Genomic DNA, 16,644 nt, shown 5'->3' with positions numbered 1-16,644 from the left:
GGGGCGTCCGCTCCAGTCCGGCAAGATCCTGAGTTGGAGGCTCGCCCAGACTGACGTGTCGGCGACCGAATGGCTGAAGGTGGGGTCCCTCGACCTCCCCTCAGCGGCACAGGCGGCGGGAGCACTCGCCGTCGTGGCCGTCACGGAGCATGCAGCGCCGCCCACCCGGCATCCGCAAGTCGCAGAAGACGCGGTGCCGGAGGAACTGCTTGTCCTCCTCGGAGACGGTCATCTCCCCCGGGTTCATCATCGGCAGCACGGTGATCCAGCGGCCCACGACCCGGGCCAGGCGCTGCGCGGCCGGCAGATCGGCGGCCACCACCGGCAGGTGGATCACGTACCGCCCCTTCACCGGCGGCCGCCGTCGGCCTGCTCGGACTGCCAGCGGCGCAGCGCGTCTTTGACGACGGCCGTTTCCCGGCGGCTCTGCGCCAAGGCGGCGTAGACGGCAGCCATGTCGACGGCGACCCGGTCGAGGAACGCGTACACCTCATCGGGGTTGAGGCCGCGGCGTCCGAGCCGGGCGGGCGGGAAGCGGCGCTCACGCACCTGCCACGGCAGCAGACTGGGGTACGCGCCGGAGCGGTACGTCGTACCTCCGCTCGCCGGGAACGGCCTCTGGTTGCGGACGCTCATCTCTGCCTGCCTTCCTGGTCGTGGATAGGGCGGGCCCACCCGCCCTCCCCGCACGGGCGGACCCACCCCGCCCGGACACCGCAGCTTCGATCAGCGGTACGGCATCAGGGCTGCTCAGCGAGGGTGCGGTCGGGAAGCACGGCGGCCGGTCGGGGGGATCGTCCGACCGCCGCGCTGTGGTCATCCTGTGACAGTCCGCAGTGGAGACGCAACGTTTGATAGCGCGATTTCCCTGGCATGCATTGACTTTCTTTCCTGAACCCTCTAGGAGTTGCAGGAGCAGGTCACGCAATGTTGCGCCATGGAATCAAGGAGTGTGCGGATGGCCGAGGAGCTCGGATCGACCGTGCCGCGCCGGCAACTCGGCCGGCTGCTGCGCCAGTTCCGGAATGAGGCGGGGGTGACTCTGGACGCGGCCGCCGAGGCCCTGGAGTACAGCCGGCAGAAGATCTGGCGCCTCGAGTGCGGCATGGGCCCGGTCCGGGTGCTCGACGTCAAGGCGATGTGCGAGCTGTACGGGGTCTCGCCGGAGATGACCGAGGCGATGCGCGGCCTCGCCGCGGAGACGAAGTCGAAGGGCTGGTGGCACGCGTACGGCGACGCGGTGCCGAGCTGGTTCGAGCTCTACGTCGGCCTGGAATCCGCCGCCTCACGGCTGCGAGGCTACGACGAGTCGCTGATCCCCGGAATCCTTCAAACCAAGGAGTACGCGCACGCGCTCTACCGCCTCAGGCGAACGATGAGCGACGAGGATCGAGAGCGCCTCGTCGAGATACGACTCCAGCGTCAGGCGCTACTCACCCGACGACTCCCCGCTGCTCCCCGGCTGGAGTCGGTCCTGTCGGAGGCAGTGCTCCGACGCAGCCTTGGCGGTTCTGCTGTCATGGCCGCCCAGCTCGACCACCTCATCAGGCTTTCAGATTTGCCAAACGTGTCGGTCAGAGTGCTGCCGCTGGCAGTAGGTCCCCAGCCCGGCGCGGTCGCCGGCACCTTCATGATTCTCGACTTCCCTCCGACAAAGGGCGGTCGAGCCGCGCCGGAACCATCGGTCGTCTACAGCGAGTCGCTCACCGGTGCGCTGTACCTCGACAAGCCGGACGAGTTGGCCGCCTACGAGCGCGTGTGGCGGGGACTGGATGCGCTCGCGCTCAGCGAGGCAGAATCGAAGGACATGATCAAGAGGCTCATTGGGGAGATGCGGCATGACTGACCTGACCGGCGCCGTCTGGCGCAAGAGCACTCGCAGCGGCGACAACGGTGGCGCCTGCGTCGAGGTCGCCATAAACCTTCCCGCCGCCATCGCTGTCCGAGACAGCAAGGACCCATATGGTTCCATGCTGACCTTTGAGCCCCGCGCTTGGACGGCTTTCGTCGCTGATCTGAGGACGGAGGAAACTACCGGCTGAGGCAAGGCGCAATACAAGACCGACCGAGTATCCCTTGTTGCGTCGAACGCTGTCCGAACTAAGTCGAACGCTGTCCGAACTAATACGCCCGGACGGCGAGGCGGTCCTCGTCTCGCCACACCGCCAACTTGCTAGAACAACCGAGTATGCCGAGCCCCCGGAGCCCCCACCCCCAACTTCGTGGCGCCGACGACGGGGAGGACACCCGCCTCAACCAGAGTGTCCGTGGAGACAAGCGGACCTGAGCAAACGCGGTTCAGAAGGCGGTTCTGCCGGTCCTCTAGGGCTACGCAGCCGTTCAAGACCGCGAGGATCTCGAGCAGCTCGTCGGTTAGGGCCGGCGTCCAGCGGTCGGTCGCAATGTCGTCGAGGGGAGACGATCGACGACGGTAGCGTTGGCTTGCGGATCGGTAGTTGAACCAATGCTTGACGACCCGCATTCCACCGACGTCGTAATCCCACACGCGCTGCTTCACCGGAGCGATCCGCCCCGACCCCACCGCCAGGATCTGGTTGTCCGGGTCGTACGACATGAGGTCAGGAATTTCCCCCGCGTCATCTGGGACGGCGGAAAGTACGCGGGGGCCTGTGGTCTCGACGAAATCTGCAAAAGTGCGTACGCCTTGGGGCCGCCCGAAAACGCTCGCACCGAACGTGTGCAGCCAGAGAATTTCGTGACCGATCGCCACTACCTCGCGCCATAGGGCTCGATCAGAGGTCAGTGGCACGCGCACACCGGGTTGCTTCAATTGATCCTTGAAGCGGAATGTGTAGCCGGGATGGCCGACAATGCCAGCCACATACGCGAAGACGTCGACCGGTGCGGGTCGGTAACCAAGGAGATCGTTGAAAAGGGCCAGGAGTCCTGGGCTGACGTTCGGACGCTCACCTTCCGCGTCGCAGTACAACGGGATGACGCGTCCACTTCGATTGTTGTAATGGTGAAGGTCAGGTACGAGGTGAGTGAAGACGAGCGCTGGTCCGCTCTCAATCGGATGGTTGCTCTGCTCGGTGAGGTAGATCTGGGCAGACGATCGAACTGCCCAAAGCGGTGGCCGAGGCCGAACCATCAGACGGTGGTCCGGTAGTACCCACTGACGATCGAACGATCGGTATGCGACCCGTACCGGAGTGATTGGGGGTCCGTTCTCGTCAGCCAGGGTTGTATTGCGTGATGGAATGCCAGGTAGGGGTGGAAGGACATCGTCAATGCTTCGATACTCCGACTCCGGAAGCATCTGACGGCGGGCCGGCTTCCCGCCTTCCGTAAAGGCCCGCCAGCGCAGCTGGAGCGTTTCCGGGTCGGGCGCATACACCCAGGTGCGCCCGGCGGTAACCCCCCGCGAGGATTTGGGGAAGAGGTCCGTCAGGTTCGGGTAAAGGGCCCAGGCAGAGTTGGACCTCTCGAGGAAGGGCTCCCGCCAGCCATCACGACAGGTCGCCCAGCCTGGGTCTTCAAGGTTCAAGCCGTCGAGACGTCCTATTTTGTCGGCGCTAGTACCGGTCAGAGCTAGCCGGTGCACCATGGCTGGCGTGCTGTCGTCACCAGGGCCGTAGCGCGCAAAGATCGCGATGCAGAGCTGTCTGCCCACCTCCGGCCCGAAGAGCCGGGTGTTCTGCTGCGGCCGGTTACCCTCGGGCGAAAGCTCGATGATCCAGCCCTCGTCGCAGGTCCGCCGGAGGTATTCGCGCACTCCCTCGAAGGACTTTCCCTTGATAAAGCTGGCTGGGGTCACGAAGGCCACGACACCTTGCGGGTCAGCAGGATGCGCCTCGAACGCTTTCCAAATTGCCCATCGCCAGAAGCACCACGGCAGGCCATATAGATCGGACTCATATCTGCCACCGCCGGGAGTGCGGAACTCGTCCAGCGATGGCCGCTCTACTCTAGAGCCGCGCGTTAAGGGGACCTTGCGCCGCTCCTCGATCCAGGGCGCACGCCCCTTGGTGTTTTCAACATGGGGAGGATTACCAATCACCACCATGACCGGTACCTCACGCTTGATTCGGTTCGCTTCCCGTCGAGCCTTTTCGATGATCCGGTAGCCGGCCCGCAAGCGCCCCTGCTGTGCGACCGGATCCTCAAGCGCATCGGTTAGAAACCGCACCTCAGAAGGCGGAAGTTCGGTCTGGAACTGCATTTTCATCGCTTGGTGAAGGCGTAGCTCGGCGACAGCGTATGGGGCAGTCTGAATCTCGAAGCCAACAAGCCGCTCTTGAAAGAAGCGCCTTAACCGAGGCGCCCTTGCGCCTATCCCCTGCCGCGCGTCGACCGTAGCTGCAACCGATCGGAGGACCTCCACGAGGAAGGTTCCGGTACCCATCGCCGGGTCGACGACCATGACATCATCCGCCGCGAGCCCCCAGCGACGCTCGAATCGCGCCCGCAGAATCTCGTCGACAATGTCTACAACCGCTCCCGCCAATGGCTGCGGGGTGTAGTAGGAGCCGCTGCGACGCCGCAGGGCCGGGTCGTAGATAGACAGGAAGCGCTCGTACAGGTCAGCATGCACGTCAGTTCGCCCATCATCGATCACGCTCCAATCGACGCAGCCGATGACCCGCAGCAGCGTGTCAATCATCTGAAGCTCGTCTGTTGCCTCGCTGTCGGTCAGGACAGCAAGCGCGCGGCCCATGAGGGAATGCTTCTTGCCGAGCAGTCGAGCGATCTCGTGTAGCGATGTCTCGTCGAAAACGATGCCATCCACCCGCGCCAACAACAGAGCGAAGGTAACAGTTTGAGCGTAGGCATCGGCAAATCCGATGTCGTCGAGCTCGGGGAAGAGAAGGTCCCTCCAGTCCGCCGCCAACAGAGATAGCTCTTCGTGAGCGGCGTCACGGCGGGGATCGGCGAGTATCACGGCGACTTCGTCCCGTAGCAACCGGCATAGCCCCGCAACAACGTTGATTAGGTGCGCAAGGCTGCGCGGTTGCTCTGGCTCCCAGAGTAGGAAGTCCTTGACGAGCGCCTCGAAGGCACTCCCCTGGCTTCGCAGCGGCTTCCGAGCGTCAGATAGGTTTCCCTCCAGCTCAACCACCGGGCCGGCGAGCTCCCCGTAAGAGTAGCGAGCCCACTTCAAGCCGTCTGTGTAGAGGACGTTGGGCAAGGCTTTCAGCTTCTCCCACTGCTCGCGCTCTCGCTTCGTGGGCCGCCGCCAAGTAGCCGGAACACCCCTGCCGGGAGCCTTCAGCTCGACGTAGCCGACGCGAGCTTCGCCCACGTCCACGGCGAAGTCCGGGCGCGCCCTGATCGCATGCAACCGCACCTCGCCGTAGAGGATGGCCTGTACGCCGATGTGCCTAGCCATCTGACGCAGCAACGTTTCGAACGGGGAGCGAAGCTGGTCTTCGTCATCACCGCCGCGGTTCAGCTTTTCCGTGAGGGCAGCGCCGAAGGCGGCGATGTCCGCTGCAACCGGATCAGGAACAAGGCGCAACGCTCTGGTTCCTGAGATAGGACGACGACGATGTGCGGGACTGGCCATGGGACCCCCCTGCAGCCGCAGCCGGTATCCCAGCTTCTCCACAGGCCGCGCTACATACAAGATGCAACCGGTCGATAGCGATTAGTAACGATGCTTCGGTATACTCTTCGATCGGGCATGCAGCCAACGGACTGTGCAGCTGTGCGAAAGATCGACATGCCGGCGCTGACGGGTGACGCTCTGCGGGGCGCAGGCGACTCGGTCCAGGCCTGATCGGACGAAAGTTGGGCAATGTCTATAGCGCACGGCGCGAACTGTCTGATTCGGAGCTTTTAATTGCAGTACGACGCCCTTTGAACTAATTGCGATCTCCCGGAGACCCAACGCTGCTGGGCGCTCCACTGGTTCGTCTCCCGGGGAGCCGGCCGAGGCGAGTCAGCAGCGCCTCGATCTCCGCTGCGGCGGACGCGTGCGGCCCCTGCAGTCGACGCACATCGAGAAGCAGGTCTTCGAGCTGGTGCTGTGCGCCGATCACATCCCCAGCTCCGGCGGCGAGCATGGCGACCTGCTGACGCAACCCTAGGAGTTCGGGCGTCTCAGGGGCCATGAACTGCTGCCCTTCGGCGAGCAGCGACCGCAGCCTCGTCAGTGCCGCTGTCGCCTCGCCGAGCTCCGCCTGGCAGACGGCAGCCTGCTGGCGGCAGTGCCAGATCAGCTCTTGATCCGGTACAGGCCGCTCCGCCAGGTCCTCGGCCAGCTGGGTGAATTCCGGCAATGCCTGCCGGTACGCACCGGCGAGAATGTACAGGTTGGCGAGGTTCAGCCGCAGCTCCAGGATTCTCGGCTGTTTGGCGCCGTGCCCCTTCCTCACCGGCCGGAGCGTGGTTTCGAGCAGCTCGGCTGCCTGAGTGAACCGCTCGTCCTCAGCTAGTTCCCAGGCGCGCTCCTCGACTGCGGCCAGCTCGTCGAGAGACGGCGGCTCGACGACCTCCGGGGTGGCTCGTGGTCGGACGATGTCGACGCGAGTCGGTGGCAGCGGCGCCTGAGGCGGCAGCGGGCCGAAGGGATACCGGTAGGGCATCGTCGGGTCGACCCGCTGCCCGTCGGCGACGGTCAACGCGAGATCAGCAGCCAGTTCCTGCGCGACCGCGCCGAACGGAGCCAGGATCTCGTACACCTCGGCCGCAGAGCCGGGGCGATGCTGCGGGTCCTTGGCGAGCAGCCGGACCACGAGCTGCGCCAGGCCGTCGGGCACGCCAGCGCGGTGTTCGGCGATCGACGGAATCGGATCGTTCATGTGCCGGTGCAGCATGCCGAGTGGGTTGTCCGCCCGGAACGGCGGGTTGCCGGTCAGCAGCTCGAACAGCACACAGCCCAGCGCGTACAGGTCGGCCCGCGGTCCGACCGCACTGTTGAGTGCCTGCTCGGGAGCCATGTATGTGGGAGTGCCCAGGGTGTGGCTGGTGGCGGTGAGCCGGGGTACGTCTGGGCCGAGCAGCGCGGCCACCCCGAAGTCGAGCACCTTGACCGCACCGGTCGGCGTGACCATCAGGTTCTGCGGCTTGAGGTCGCGGTGCACGAGCGATGCAGCGTGCGCGGCGGCCAGCACCGAACATATCTGTGCGCCGATCGCGGCGGCCCACGGCGCGGAGAGCCAGCCGCGTTCGGCGATCAGGTCAGCGAGCACCATGCCCGGCACGAGCTGCATCACGATGTAGATGTCGTCATCGTGGTAACCGACGTCGTGGACGCTCGGCACGCCGGGGTGGTCCAGCCGGGCGGTGACCCGGGCCTCGCGCATGAACCGCTCGACGGCGTGCTCCCGCTCGCTCTCCGGGATGGCGAGCTTACGGAGGAATTTGATGGCGACGGGCCGGTCCAGCTTCTCGTCGAATCCGGCCCACACCTGCCCCATGGCGCCGCTGCCGACCGGGTACGTCAACTCGTACCGGTCGGCCACGCGCTCCTGCGCCTGCACTGCCGTCGCCTCCCCACGCGCTTCAGCAGGTGCCAGCCTATGGCTGGCCGTTCAGGTTAAGCGATTCCCTTGCGGCGGCGGATCATCTGGTACGCCTGCCGGCGGGCGAACTGGTTGAGCTGCGAGCGCAGGCTCTCGTCGTCGAGATAGCGCTGCATCAGCTTGCCGTTGTCGTCGTGCCGGGACAGGATCACGTCCTCGATCCGCTTGTCGCAGACGACGCCGAAGTTGCTCTCGTCGTTGACCATCGCGGCCGCTTCGAGGGTGCCGTCCTCGGCCAGGGCGACGATCTGCTGCTCGACCCAGACCTTGTCGGCCTCGCCCAGCCCGATGCCGAACCGGTCGTTGAACTCGTCGATCAGCTCCGACAGGGCGACCTTGTCCGGGTCGTGCTGGCGGCCCGCTCCCCCGCCGACGAAGCCGGGCAGCATCTGCTCGCCCTCGGGCGTCAGCGACGCGTCGTGTTCGCCGGTCTTGCTGACCCGCAGGTGGGTCAGCGTGACCTCGCCGATGTCCACCGACGGGTCCTGTCGGCGGGGCAGCCGGTTGAGCAGCGCCCGCCCGTACAGGTAGAGGCGTTCCAGCTCCTCGTCGTGGTACGGCACGACCTGGCTGAGGAACGCGTACATGCGGGTGAAGTCGCGCAGCGCGGACCGGAAGGTGTCCGCGGCCTCGGGGTCGTCGGCGGCCAGGGCCTTGTAGCGGTCGACGGCCGGCTCGGTGAACCGGTAGAGCGCCGCGTGGGCACGCTGAAGGCCGGTGTCGCTGGTGGCTTTCGGCTCGGCGGCAAGCAGCGCCTCGGCGTACGCCTGCATCTCGGAGTCGACGAGCAGCGCGTGCGCCATGACCGCGTGCTGGGCGGTGTAGAGCAGGTTCGGGTCGGTGGGCGTGGTGGCGGCCGTCTCGAAGTACGGCTTGAACTGCTCGGCGATGTCGCCGGCCTCGTTGACGAAGTCGAGGACGAAGACGTCGCCCTGGGCCTTGAGCGGATGGATGCGGTTGAGCCGGGACAGGGTCTGCACGGCGGCGACGCTCTTGAGCAGCTTGTCGACGTACATGGTGGTGAGCAGCGGCTGGTCGAAGCCGGTCTGGTACTTCTCTGCCACGACCAGGATCCGGTACTCCACCGGCTGCTTCGCCTTCGGCGTGCCGGCGTGCTTGTCGTCGGCGGTGGTGTAGGCGAACCGCTCGGGCAGTTCGCCCTCGCTGAACCCGTTGACCCGGGCCTCGGTGTGCTCGACGCCGTCGACCTCCAGGTCACCAGAGAACGCCACCAGGGAGTCACAGCCGACGTAGCCCTGCATCTCGACGTACTTCCTGATGGCGGTGTGCAGGCGGACGGCGGCCTCGCGGGAACCGGTGACCACCATGGCCTTCGCCCGACCGCCGAGACGCGGCGCTGTGTGCTTGCGGAAGTGCTCGACGATGATCTCCGCCTTCTGCGCCTGCATCGTGGGATGCAGGCTGGCGAAGCGGGCGAGCTGCGCACCGGCCTTCTTCGGGTCGACCTCCGGGTCGTCGGGGTTGGCGTTGGCCAGCTTCCAGTACGACTTGTAGGTCACGTAGTTGCGCAGCACGTCGAGGATGAAGCCCTCCTCGATGGCCTGGCGCATCGAGTACGTGTGGAACGGCTGCGGATTGTCGGTCACCGGGTGGGGCGTACCGAACAGTTCGAGGGTCTTCGGCTTCGGGGTGGCGGTGAAGGCGAAGTATGACAGCGTCTCGTGCCGGCCGCGGGCCAGCGCCGACGCGGTGAGCACGTCGCCCGACTCGTCCACGTCATCGCTGCCGAGCTTGAGCAACACCTTCTTCAGGGCGGCGGCCGAGTCGCCAGACTGCGACGAGTGCGCCTCGTCGACGATGACCGCGAACCGCTTGCCCTTGAGCCCCTGCACTTGGTCGAGGATGTAGGGAAACTTCTGCATAGTCGTGATGATGATCTTCGCCGTCTCGCCCTGGAGGGCGGCGGCGAGCTGGGCGGAGTCCTTGTCGATCCGCTGCACCACGCCGGGCACATGCTCGAACTGGAAGACCGTGTCCTGCAACTGCCGGTCCAACACCACCCGGTCGGTGATGATAATGACCTTGTCGAAAACCGGCTCGTTGGGGCGCAGCCCCTTCACTCGCGCCTCGTCGAGGGTGGGCGCCGTGTGCAGGCTGGAGAGCCGGTGTGCCAGCCAGGCGATGGTGTTCGACTTGCCCGATCCGGCTGAGTGCATGACCAGGTAGTTCTGCCCGGAGCCGTTGCGCGCGGCGTGGTCGACGAGCTGGGTCACCGCGTGCCACTGGTGGTAGCGCGGGAAGATGAGGCTCCGCGACTCCTTGTCGGTGTGCAGGAACCGCCGGACCAGGTCCATCCAGGTGTCCGGGTGCCAAATCTGCTCCCACAGGTAGGAGCTGCGGTACCCCGACGGTCCCGCCGGCGGGTTGCCGGCGCCGCCGGAGACGCCCGGTCCGTCGGAGCCGGTGTTGAAGGGCAGAAACCGGGTCTTGTCGCCGGCCAGTTTCGTCGTAACGAAGACCAGGTCGGGATCCACGGCGAAATGCACGAGGGTACGCCGCGCGAAGAGCAGTTCCTTCGGGTCACGTGTCTTGCGGTACTGCTCCTTGGCGTCCTCGACGGTCTGCCCGGTCAGCGGGTTCTTCAGCTCGGCCTCGGCGAGCGGGATGCCGTTGACGAAGAGCACCAGGTCGAGGGTGTTGTTATTGCTCGTCGAGTAGGCGACCTGGCGGGTGACGGTGAGGCGGTTGGCGCGGTAGAGCTTGACCGCATCGTCGGTGATGGCGTGGGCGGGCTTGAAATAAGCGAGGCGGATCAGGACGCCCTTGTCCTTGACGCCACGGCGGAGGACGTCGAGAGGACCGCGCTCGTCGATCTGCTTGGCGAGGTACCGCGCGAATTGCCGCTGCGCCTCATCCGGGTTGTTGCCGTGGTACGCCAACAGTTTCGTCCACTCGTCCGGCTGCGTCGCCCCGACGAACGCGAACAACTCAGCCGTGTCCAGCCCCAGTTGTCGATCGTAGTTGCTGGCAGCGCCGCGCAGCCATCCCGAGCCGAGCAGTTCACCCTCGATCGCCGCCTCGAACGTCTGCTCCTGACGCACCGGGCTCATACCTTCACCCCGCGTGCCGTTGCCACATCAATCTGTCCTGTAACTGCGGCTGCTATCAACGCTTGTCGCCTCTCCGTCAGAAGACCAAGCTGCCGCTCTACTGCCGTCCTGAGCATGGATGAGCGTGAATGGTGCGCGCTGACCTCGGCCAACGCCTGACGCTGCTCCGATAGCGGGGCGGGAGGCACAGGCCAATCCTTGACCTCTTCAGTCTTCAGATTGGCCATCGATTGAGAGCTTCCATGAGAGGCGGCGGCACAGAGGTCTCGGATCCGAGTCCCACGAGCGACCATGGCTAGGTAGTTCTTATCTAGGTCGCTCGTCGTTCGAATGCGAAATATCTTGTCGCAAAGCATTAGCTTCCGGCGAACTGGACCAACAACTGCGACGGCGCCTACGAGGGCAGGCGTGTTAGCGCGGGTCACGAGCAGATCATTTTCCCGAACTTCATAACGAATATCAGGTGACAGCCCCTCTGGAAGTCTCTTATTCTCTAACGGCAGGAACGCGCCACCCTTTACGCTACTGACTTTCAACACGCCCCATTCGGACTCTTCGGCCGCCATATTGTCACATTGAGGGCTTACTCCCTGCTCCATCCCAACGATAAATCTCCTGAAGGGCACGCTGCCGAACTGTACCGCGAGCTGCTCAATCCTTGAGTCGAGAACTGCGAGATCTCGTTCGTACAACCTCAGAAGAACTTCCTTCTGAACCCTTATCAGGGAGTCGATGCGGGCAATTTCCGGGTCAAGATAGTCGACTATCTGCCGCTGCTCATGTAGCGGCGGCAGAGGAATCACAAGGCCCAACAAGGCCTCGTTGCTGAAATTCATTTGAGACTCAGCCATGCCAGTCTTGTGAGCATTCAGGAAACCTTGCGGCCCAGGGGTTGACAGCATCCACGCCATGAATTGCGGATGAATCTGCCTCGGGTCCGGCCGGAGCAGGACCATTTTCCCCGATACCACCAGACGCGGCTGAACCCTATCTACATAAGCGACAACGCCGACCCGGTGACGAGGTCCCGCTTTCGTCACAATCACATCGCCCTTGCGTACTTCAATCGAACGCTTGCCCCAGAACTCCGAAGGAAGGACCTTGTGGGCACTGGGATTCCAGCCCGACCATGTGATCGCGGTCGTCTTCAGAACCCCCCACTCCGCATCGCCCTCGATATTCCGATTCTCGCAGGTGGGGCTTGGCCCGGAGGCAACATGGGCGACGAGGGACCGGATACGTCGGTCCTTCCAGTGGGTAGGGATGCCACCGGGAATCGTCGCGAGAACCGAAGTCACCTAGTCACCTCGCTCAGCAGGACCTGAATTTGCGCCTCCAACATCCTGATCTCGGCGTCAATCGCGGCGAGCGCACGTGGCGGCTGGTAGACGTAGAAGTAGCGACTGAAAGGGATGTCGTACCCAATCTTGGTCTTTGTTTCGTCGATCCAGGCCTCGGGGACGTGTGGGAGGACCTCGCGCCTAAGGAAGTCGTAGATGTCCTCGTCGGGCGGCACGTTCTCGTTGTCGCGCAGGTCGGGGTCGGGCAGCGGGTTGCCCTTGCGGTCGGTCTGCACCTCGCCCTCGGGGTCACTGACCGAGAACGCCTCCCACACCGCCTTCTCCACCGTCGCCGGCAGCTTCCCGAGCCCGACCAGCTTCATCGCAAAATCGGCACGGTTTGCAGACTTCGTACCGATCAGTGACTTCGCCGCCGCCAGCAGCGACTCCCGCTCGGCGTACTTCAATACGGCCCGCGCCTCCGCAAGCAGCGCGGCCGTCTCCTCGCTGACCTCGAAGCGCAGCCGCAGCGGCCGCTCGACGGTGATCCGCTGGTAGCCGAAGTCGGTCGTCTTGAAGACCTTCACCTTGGCGTGCTGCGGGTCCTCGGGGTCATCCGCGATGGATAGCGCCTCGACGTAGAGCCTGGTCAGCTCGTCGATGTGCTCGTCGGTGAGCATCTTTCGCTTGTCGCCGAGGCTCTTGCGCATCTTGGTCCAGTAGTCGCGACCGTCGAGCAGCACGACCTTGCGCCGGCGGGCCGACTCCTTCCGGTTGGTGAGGATCCAGAAGTACGTGGAGATGCCGGTGTTGTAGAAGAGCTGGTCGGGCAGCGCGACGATGCCCTCCAGGAGGTCGTTCTCCAGGATCCAGCGGCGGATCTCCGACTCCCCCGACCCGGCGGCGCCGGTGAACAGCGGCGAGCCGTTGAAGACGATCGCCAGGCGGCTGCCGCCGTCCTCGGGGCGCTTCATCTTCGAGATCATGTGCTGGAGGAAGAGGAGCGAGCCGTCGTTGATCCGGGGCAGGCCGGCGCCGAACCGGCCGGCGTGGCCGCGGGCGTGCTCGGCCTTGATGAAGGCCTCGACCTTCTTCCACTCCACACCGAACGGCGGGTTGGCGAGCATGTAGTCGAACCGCTCGGCCTCGTGGCCGTCCTGGCTGAACGAGTTACCGAAGGCGATCTTCGTCGGGTCGCCGCCCTTGAGCATCATGTCCGACCGGCAGATCGCGTACGTCTCGCCGTTGAGCTCCTGCCCGTACACCTCGACGGTGGCGTGCGGGTTGTGGGCCTGGATGTGCTCCTGCGCCTCGGTGAGCATGCCGCCGGTGCCGCAGGCCGGGTCGTAGACCTTGCGGACAATGCCGGGAGTGACCAGGTCGTCCTCGTCGGGGGCGAGGAGCAGGTTGACCATCAGCTTGATGACCTCGCGCGGGGTGAAGTGCTCACCGGCGGTCTCGTTGCTGATTTCGGAGAAGCGGCGGATCAGCTCCTCGAAGACGTAGCCCATCTGGTGGTTGGAGACCACGTCCGGGTGCAGGTCGATGTCGGCGAACTTCGCGACCACCTGGTAGAGCAGCCCGGCCTCGGCGAGCCGGCTGATCTGGGTGTCGAAGCCGTACTTGTCGAGCACATCGACCGCGCCCGGCGAGAAGCCGCCGATATACGCGCGCAGGTTGAGCGCGACGTGGTCCTGGTCGCCGAGCAGCTTGCGGAACGACATCTCGCTGGTGTTGTAGAACGACAGCCCGGCGGTCTTGCGCAGCACCGGGTCCATGTTCTGCACGCCGAGCTGCTTGAGCTGGGCGTGTCTGGCGAGCACCGCATCCTTCGTCGGCTCGAGCACGCAGTCCAGGCGGCGCAGCACGGTCAACGGGAGGATCACCCGGCCGTACTCGGACTGCTTGTAGTCGCCGCGCAGCAGGTCGGCCACCGACCAGATGAAGTTCGCGAGTTCGTGGTGCTTGGTACTCACCAGATTCCTTTCGTTTTGCTTAAGCCAAGCAGTATGCCCGCTGGTCTGCATCGTTGTAGTCCCCCACTCGGCCGGCACGATCAACCGACTGTCAGGGGACGGCTCCTGCTTGTGCACGACGCGTCGGGATGGGCGGTACGCGACGATCTGCGCGCCGGGCGTTGACCGGGGAGTCAGACGTCTACTGGTCGCCACATTTCCAGCGTTTGTTGCCAAAGCGCCCCGCCAGCGTCGGATATCCGACGCATGCGAGTCAGCGGTCGTCGTCCTGCGGGCGGAGGTTGCCTTGGGCGAGGCCGTCGGCGGTGAGCTGTACCAGCTCCGCGCCGAGCGTCGCCGCCTGCCGCATCGCCGACTCGAACGCGTCGAGCCGCCGGAACGCCTCCCCGTGCGCCCGCTGCTCCTCCAACGGCAGCCGCCGCACCAGCGCCCGCCGAATGTCGAACCGCAGCGTGCCGGACAGGCTCGACGTCTGCTTCTCGTTCGCGGTGTTGCGCAACTGCCCGGCCAGGAACCACGGGTCCAGCGCAGCCGGGTTCGGCCGCAGCAGGTACATGTTCGCCCCGAGCACCGCCTTCTCGTCGGTGATGACCCGCGCGGTGATCCGGCGGGAGACCACCGGCACGACGACGTCCGCCGGCGCGAGGTGGATCGGCTCCCCCGCGGGCCGGTCGCCGCGTGATGACGGCCCGATCCCCTCGACCACGTCCCGCGCATGGAGGACCGGGAGGTCCGACTCGGTGTCACGGGCGACCGCGCGCACCGGGCCGAGCAGCTGCAACGCCCCAGTGCGGGCCAGTTCGGCGACGGTCACGGCAGGCGGTGCCGCCCCGTCGGGCGTGGGCGCGACCTGGGGAATCAGCGCCGGCAGCTCACCCACGACTGCGGCGAGCCGCTCTCTGGTGCGTACCAGATGCTCGCCGGTCTGCTCGCCCCCGACGGCGGGTTGGCGGCGCGCGGGCGTGAGGTCGACCTCCTCGTCGAGCAGCTCAATGACCGGCACCGCGCGGGCGAAACCGGCCTCCTCGACCTCGGCGTCGGGATCGGCGGTGAAGGCCTGCCAGGTGGCGAGGATCCGCGGGGCCAGCTCCGCCAAGTCGCCGTCGGCGGCGTCGACCAGCAGCGTCCGCGCCGGCGGCGGCGCGTCGGCCGCGGGCCGCCGCAACACCCACAGATGCAGGGGTACGCCGTGCGGCGCGGCCACCCCGCTCGGCAGCGCGATGACGGCCCGCAGCGCGCCGCGGCGCAGCAGCTCGGCCCGGATCCGCCGGCCGGCACGCCGCCCAGCCGCTGTCGGTGGCATCAGCAGTACGGCGTGCCCGCCGGTACGCAGGTGCGCCAGGCAGTGCTGCACCCAGGCCAGCTCCGGTTCCGTACGCGGTGGGATGCCGCCGTACTGCCAGCGGGGGTCGTAGCTGAGTTCCTCGTGACCCCAGGTCGTGACGCCGAACGGCGGGTGGCAGATCGCGGCGTCGAGGGTGCGGCCGGGGAAGGCGTCGGCGCGTAGCGAGTCGCCGGGGCAGACTTCGCCGGGCACCTCGCGTAGGGCCAGCCACAGCCCGGCGAGCTTGGCGAGGTCCTCGTCGAGCTCCTGCCCGTACGCCGAGGTGCAGCCGGCACGGACGGCGGCCCGGAGGGTGGCGCCGGAGCCGGTGGCCGGGTCGAGGACGGAGCCGGCTCCGACGCCGGCGAGCCCGACCATGAGGTCGGCCAGTTCGTCCGGGGTGGCCCAGGGGCGGCCCGGGGCGGGGGCGGAGAAGCGTTGCCACAGCTCGTCGAAGGCGGCCTGCGGGCCGAGTTCGTCGGCGAGGGCGTCGACCTCCGGTAGCAGGGTCTTGATGGCCGGGTCGACCTGGCGGCGGCTGGGGCGTTCGCCGCGTTGCCGGGCGAGCAGGAGGGCGCCGACGCTGGCCAGTGCGGCTGCGGGGCTCTCTGTGGCGGCGGCGAAGTGCCGCCAAAGTCGCTCGGCGCGGGACACCTCGGGGAGCTTGCCCTGGCCCCGGAGCCACTGCTCGACCTCTACCAGGTCGAACTCCGGACTGGCGGCCGTGCCGCCGACCGGGGTTGGGAAGTCGGGGTGGCGTTTGCGCCAGTTGCTGACCGCGGCGCGACCCACCCCGGCGAGCCGGGCGATCTCCGCCGCCGTGATAGTCGGGTTCACCTGCACCTCCGTAGTGTGTCACACGTGTCAAGCATCATGTATGTTGACAGCGTTCACAGCTCATGCTCTCATTGACGCCGCCACGTTCACACTTGGAGGACAACGATGCGCAAGACGACGACCTTCGCTCTGCTCGCCACCGCTCTCATCGCGCTGGGCTGCGGCGCCGGGGCCACCGACGAGGCCGGCAGCGCCGGCGGCGACACCGCCGCCAAGGGCGAGGACAAGCCCGCCAAGACCGCGAAGATCGGCCAGGCCGCCCGGGACGGGAAGTTCGAGTTCACGGTGAAGTCGAACAAGTGCGGCGTCGCCAAGGTCGGCAGCGACCTCCTCGGCGACAAGGCCCAGGGCCAGTTCTGCCTGGTCACCGTCAACGTGAAGAACATCGGCAAGGAGGCGCAGACGCTGGACGGCAGCAGCCAGAAGGCGTTCTCCGCGGACGGCACCGAGTACTCGTCCGACACCGAGGCCGGCCTCTATGCCAACAAGGACGGCAGCACCTTCTTCGAGGAGATCAACCCGGGCAACCAGGTGACCGGCGTCTTCGTCTTCGACATCCCGAAGAACGTCAAGCTCACCAAGCTCGAGCTGCACGACTCGGCCTTCTCCGGCGGCGTCACCGTCGCGCTGAGCTGACCCCTCGTGCCGAGGGCGGGTCCCGCGAAGCCC

At 66.2% G+C, this 16,644-nt stretch carries 11 protein-coding genes; 3 read left to right on the top strand and 8 right to left on the bottom strand.

Translation table 11 applies throughout. The features are described from left to right. Positions 1-100 precede the first annotated feature (100 nt). Both ACTMS0_RS20210 and ACTMS0_RS20205 read right to left on the bottom strand, forming a co-directional pair. On the bottom strand, positions 101-352 hold the full coding sequence (locus ACTMS0_RS20210) for a hypothetical protein (protein WP_441156785.1): 252 nt from the start codon (positions 350-352) through the stop codon (positions 101-103). Then, on the bottom strand, positions 349-636 hold the full coding sequence (locus ACTMS0_RS20205; RefSeq protein WP_441156784.1) for a DivIVA domain-containing protein: 288 nt from the start codon (positions 634-636) through the stop codon (positions 349-351). The genes ACTMS0_RS20210 and ACTMS0_RS20205 overlap by 4 nt, the downstream gene beginning before the upstream one ends. Before the next feature lie 322 nt (positions 637-958). Here ACTMS0_RS20205 and ACTMS0_RS20200 point away from each other — a divergent pair, with 322 nt between their 5' ends. Next, entirely contained in the window at positions 959-1,846 is an 888-nt protein-coding gene (locus ACTMS0_RS20200; RefSeq protein WP_441156783.1) for a helix-turn-helix domain-containing protein, read from the top strand. Next, the gene (locus tag ACTMS0_RS20195) at positions 1,839-2,042 is read left to right on the top strand and encodes a DUF397 domain-containing protein (RefSeq protein ID WP_441156782.1); all 204 of its coding nucleotides are present in this window, start codon (positions 1,839-1,841) and stop codon (positions 2,040-2,042) included. Before ACTMS0_RS20200 ends, ACTMS0_RS20195 begins: the two co-directional genes overlap by 8 nt. Before the next feature lie 131 nt (positions 2,043-2,173). Here the strand turns inward: ACTMS0_RS20195 and ACTMS0_RS20190 are convergent, their stop codons facing one another. From ACTMS0_RS20190 to ACTMS0_RS20165, 6 genes are all read right to left on the bottom strand, one after another. Then, the gene (locus ACTMS0_RS20190; protein WP_441156781.1) at positions 2,174-5,527 is read right to left on the bottom strand and encodes a type ISP restriction/modification enzyme; all 3,354 of its coding nucleotides are present in this window, start codon (positions 5,525-5,527) and stop codon (positions 2,174-2,176) included. Between the two features lie 298 nt (positions 5,528-5,825). Next, the gene (locus tag ACTMS0_RS20185) at positions 5,826-7,427 is read right to left on the bottom strand and encodes a protein kinase domain-containing protein (RefSeq protein WP_441156886.1); all 1,602 of its coding nucleotides are present in this window, start codon (positions 7,425-7,427) and stop codon (positions 5,826-5,828) included. A 74-nt stretch (positions 7,428-7,501) separates the two neighbouring features. Continuing rightward, the gene (locus ACTMS0_RS20180) at positions 7,502-10,558 is read right to left on the bottom strand and encodes a type I restriction endonuclease subunit R (RefSeq protein WP_441156780.1); all 3,057 of its coding nucleotides are present in this window, start codon (positions 10,556-10,558) and stop codon (positions 7,502-7,504) included. Beyond that, on the bottom strand, positions 10,555-11,856 hold the full coding sequence (locus ACTMS0_RS20175) for a restriction endonuclease subunit S (RefSeq protein WP_441156779.1): 1,302 nt from the start codon (positions 11,854-11,856) through the stop codon (positions 10,555-10,557). Before ACTMS0_RS20175 ends, ACTMS0_RS20180 begins: the two co-directional genes overlap by 4 nt. Continuing rightward, a complete protein-coding gene (locus tag ACTMS0_RS20170; protein ID WP_441156778.1) occupies positions 11,853-13,814 on the bottom strand; it encodes an N-6 DNA methylase in 1,962 nt (653 codons plus the stop codon). Before ACTMS0_RS20170 ends, ACTMS0_RS20175 begins: the two co-directional genes overlap by 4 nt. A 253-nt stretch (positions 13,815-14,067) precedes the next feature. After that, the gene (locus tag ACTMS0_RS20165; RefSeq protein WP_441156777.1) at positions 14,068-15,975 is read right to left on the bottom strand and encodes an N-6 DNA methylase; all 1,908 of its coding nucleotides are present in this window, start codon (positions 15,973-15,975) and stop codon (positions 14,068-14,070) included. Between the two features lie 105 nt (positions 15,976-16,080). On the opposite strand from ACTMS0_RS20165, the gene ACTMS0_RS20160 reads away from it, so the two are divergent. Continuing rightward, complete coding sequence (locus ACTMS0_RS20160; protein ID WP_441156776.1) at positions 16,081-16,611, top strand: DUF4352 domain-containing protein; 531 nt, start codon at positions 16,081-16,083, stop codon at positions 16,609-16,611. Positions 16,612-16,644: the final 33 nt, after the last annotated feature.

The organism is Micromonospora sp. H33, assembly GCF_052068455.1.
In the GTDB taxonomy this organism is placed as follows: domain Bacteria; phylum Actinomycetota; class Actinomycetes; order Mycobacteriales; family Micromonosporaceae; genus Micromonospora.
The sequence above is the reverse complement of the archived record's forward strand: the minus strand, read 5'-3'. Positions and strand labels throughout refer to the sequence as shown.

What these genes read in the sequence shown, in the direction of transcription:
- ACTMS0_RS20195 (WP_441156782.1), top strand. Translation starts at nt 1,839, where the DNA reads ATGACTGACCTGACCGGCGCCGTCTGGCGCAAGAGCACTCGCAGCGGC.
- ACTMS0_RS20160 (WP_441156776.1), top strand. Translation starts at nt 16,081, where the DNA reads ATGCGCAAGACGACGACCTTCGCTCTGCTCGCCACCGCTCTCATCGCG.
- ACTMS0_RS20200 (WP_441156783.1), top strand. Translation starts at nt 959, where the DNA reads ATGGCCGAGGAGCTCGGATCGACCGTGCCGCGCCGGCAACTCGGCCGG.
- ACTMS0_RS20205 (WP_441156784.1), bottom strand. Translation starts at nt 636, where the DNA reads ATGAGCGTCCGCAACCAGAGGCCGTTCCCGGCGAGCGGAGGTACGACG.
- ACTMS0_RS20190 (WP_441156781.1), bottom strand. Translation starts at nt 5,527, where the DNA reads ATGGCCAGTCCCGCACATCGTCGTCGTCCTATCTCAGGAACCAGAGCG.
- ACTMS0_RS20180 (WP_441156780.1), bottom strand. Translation starts at nt 10,558, where the DNA reads ATGAGCCCGGTGCGTCAGGAGCAGACGTTCGAGGCGGCGATCGAGGGT.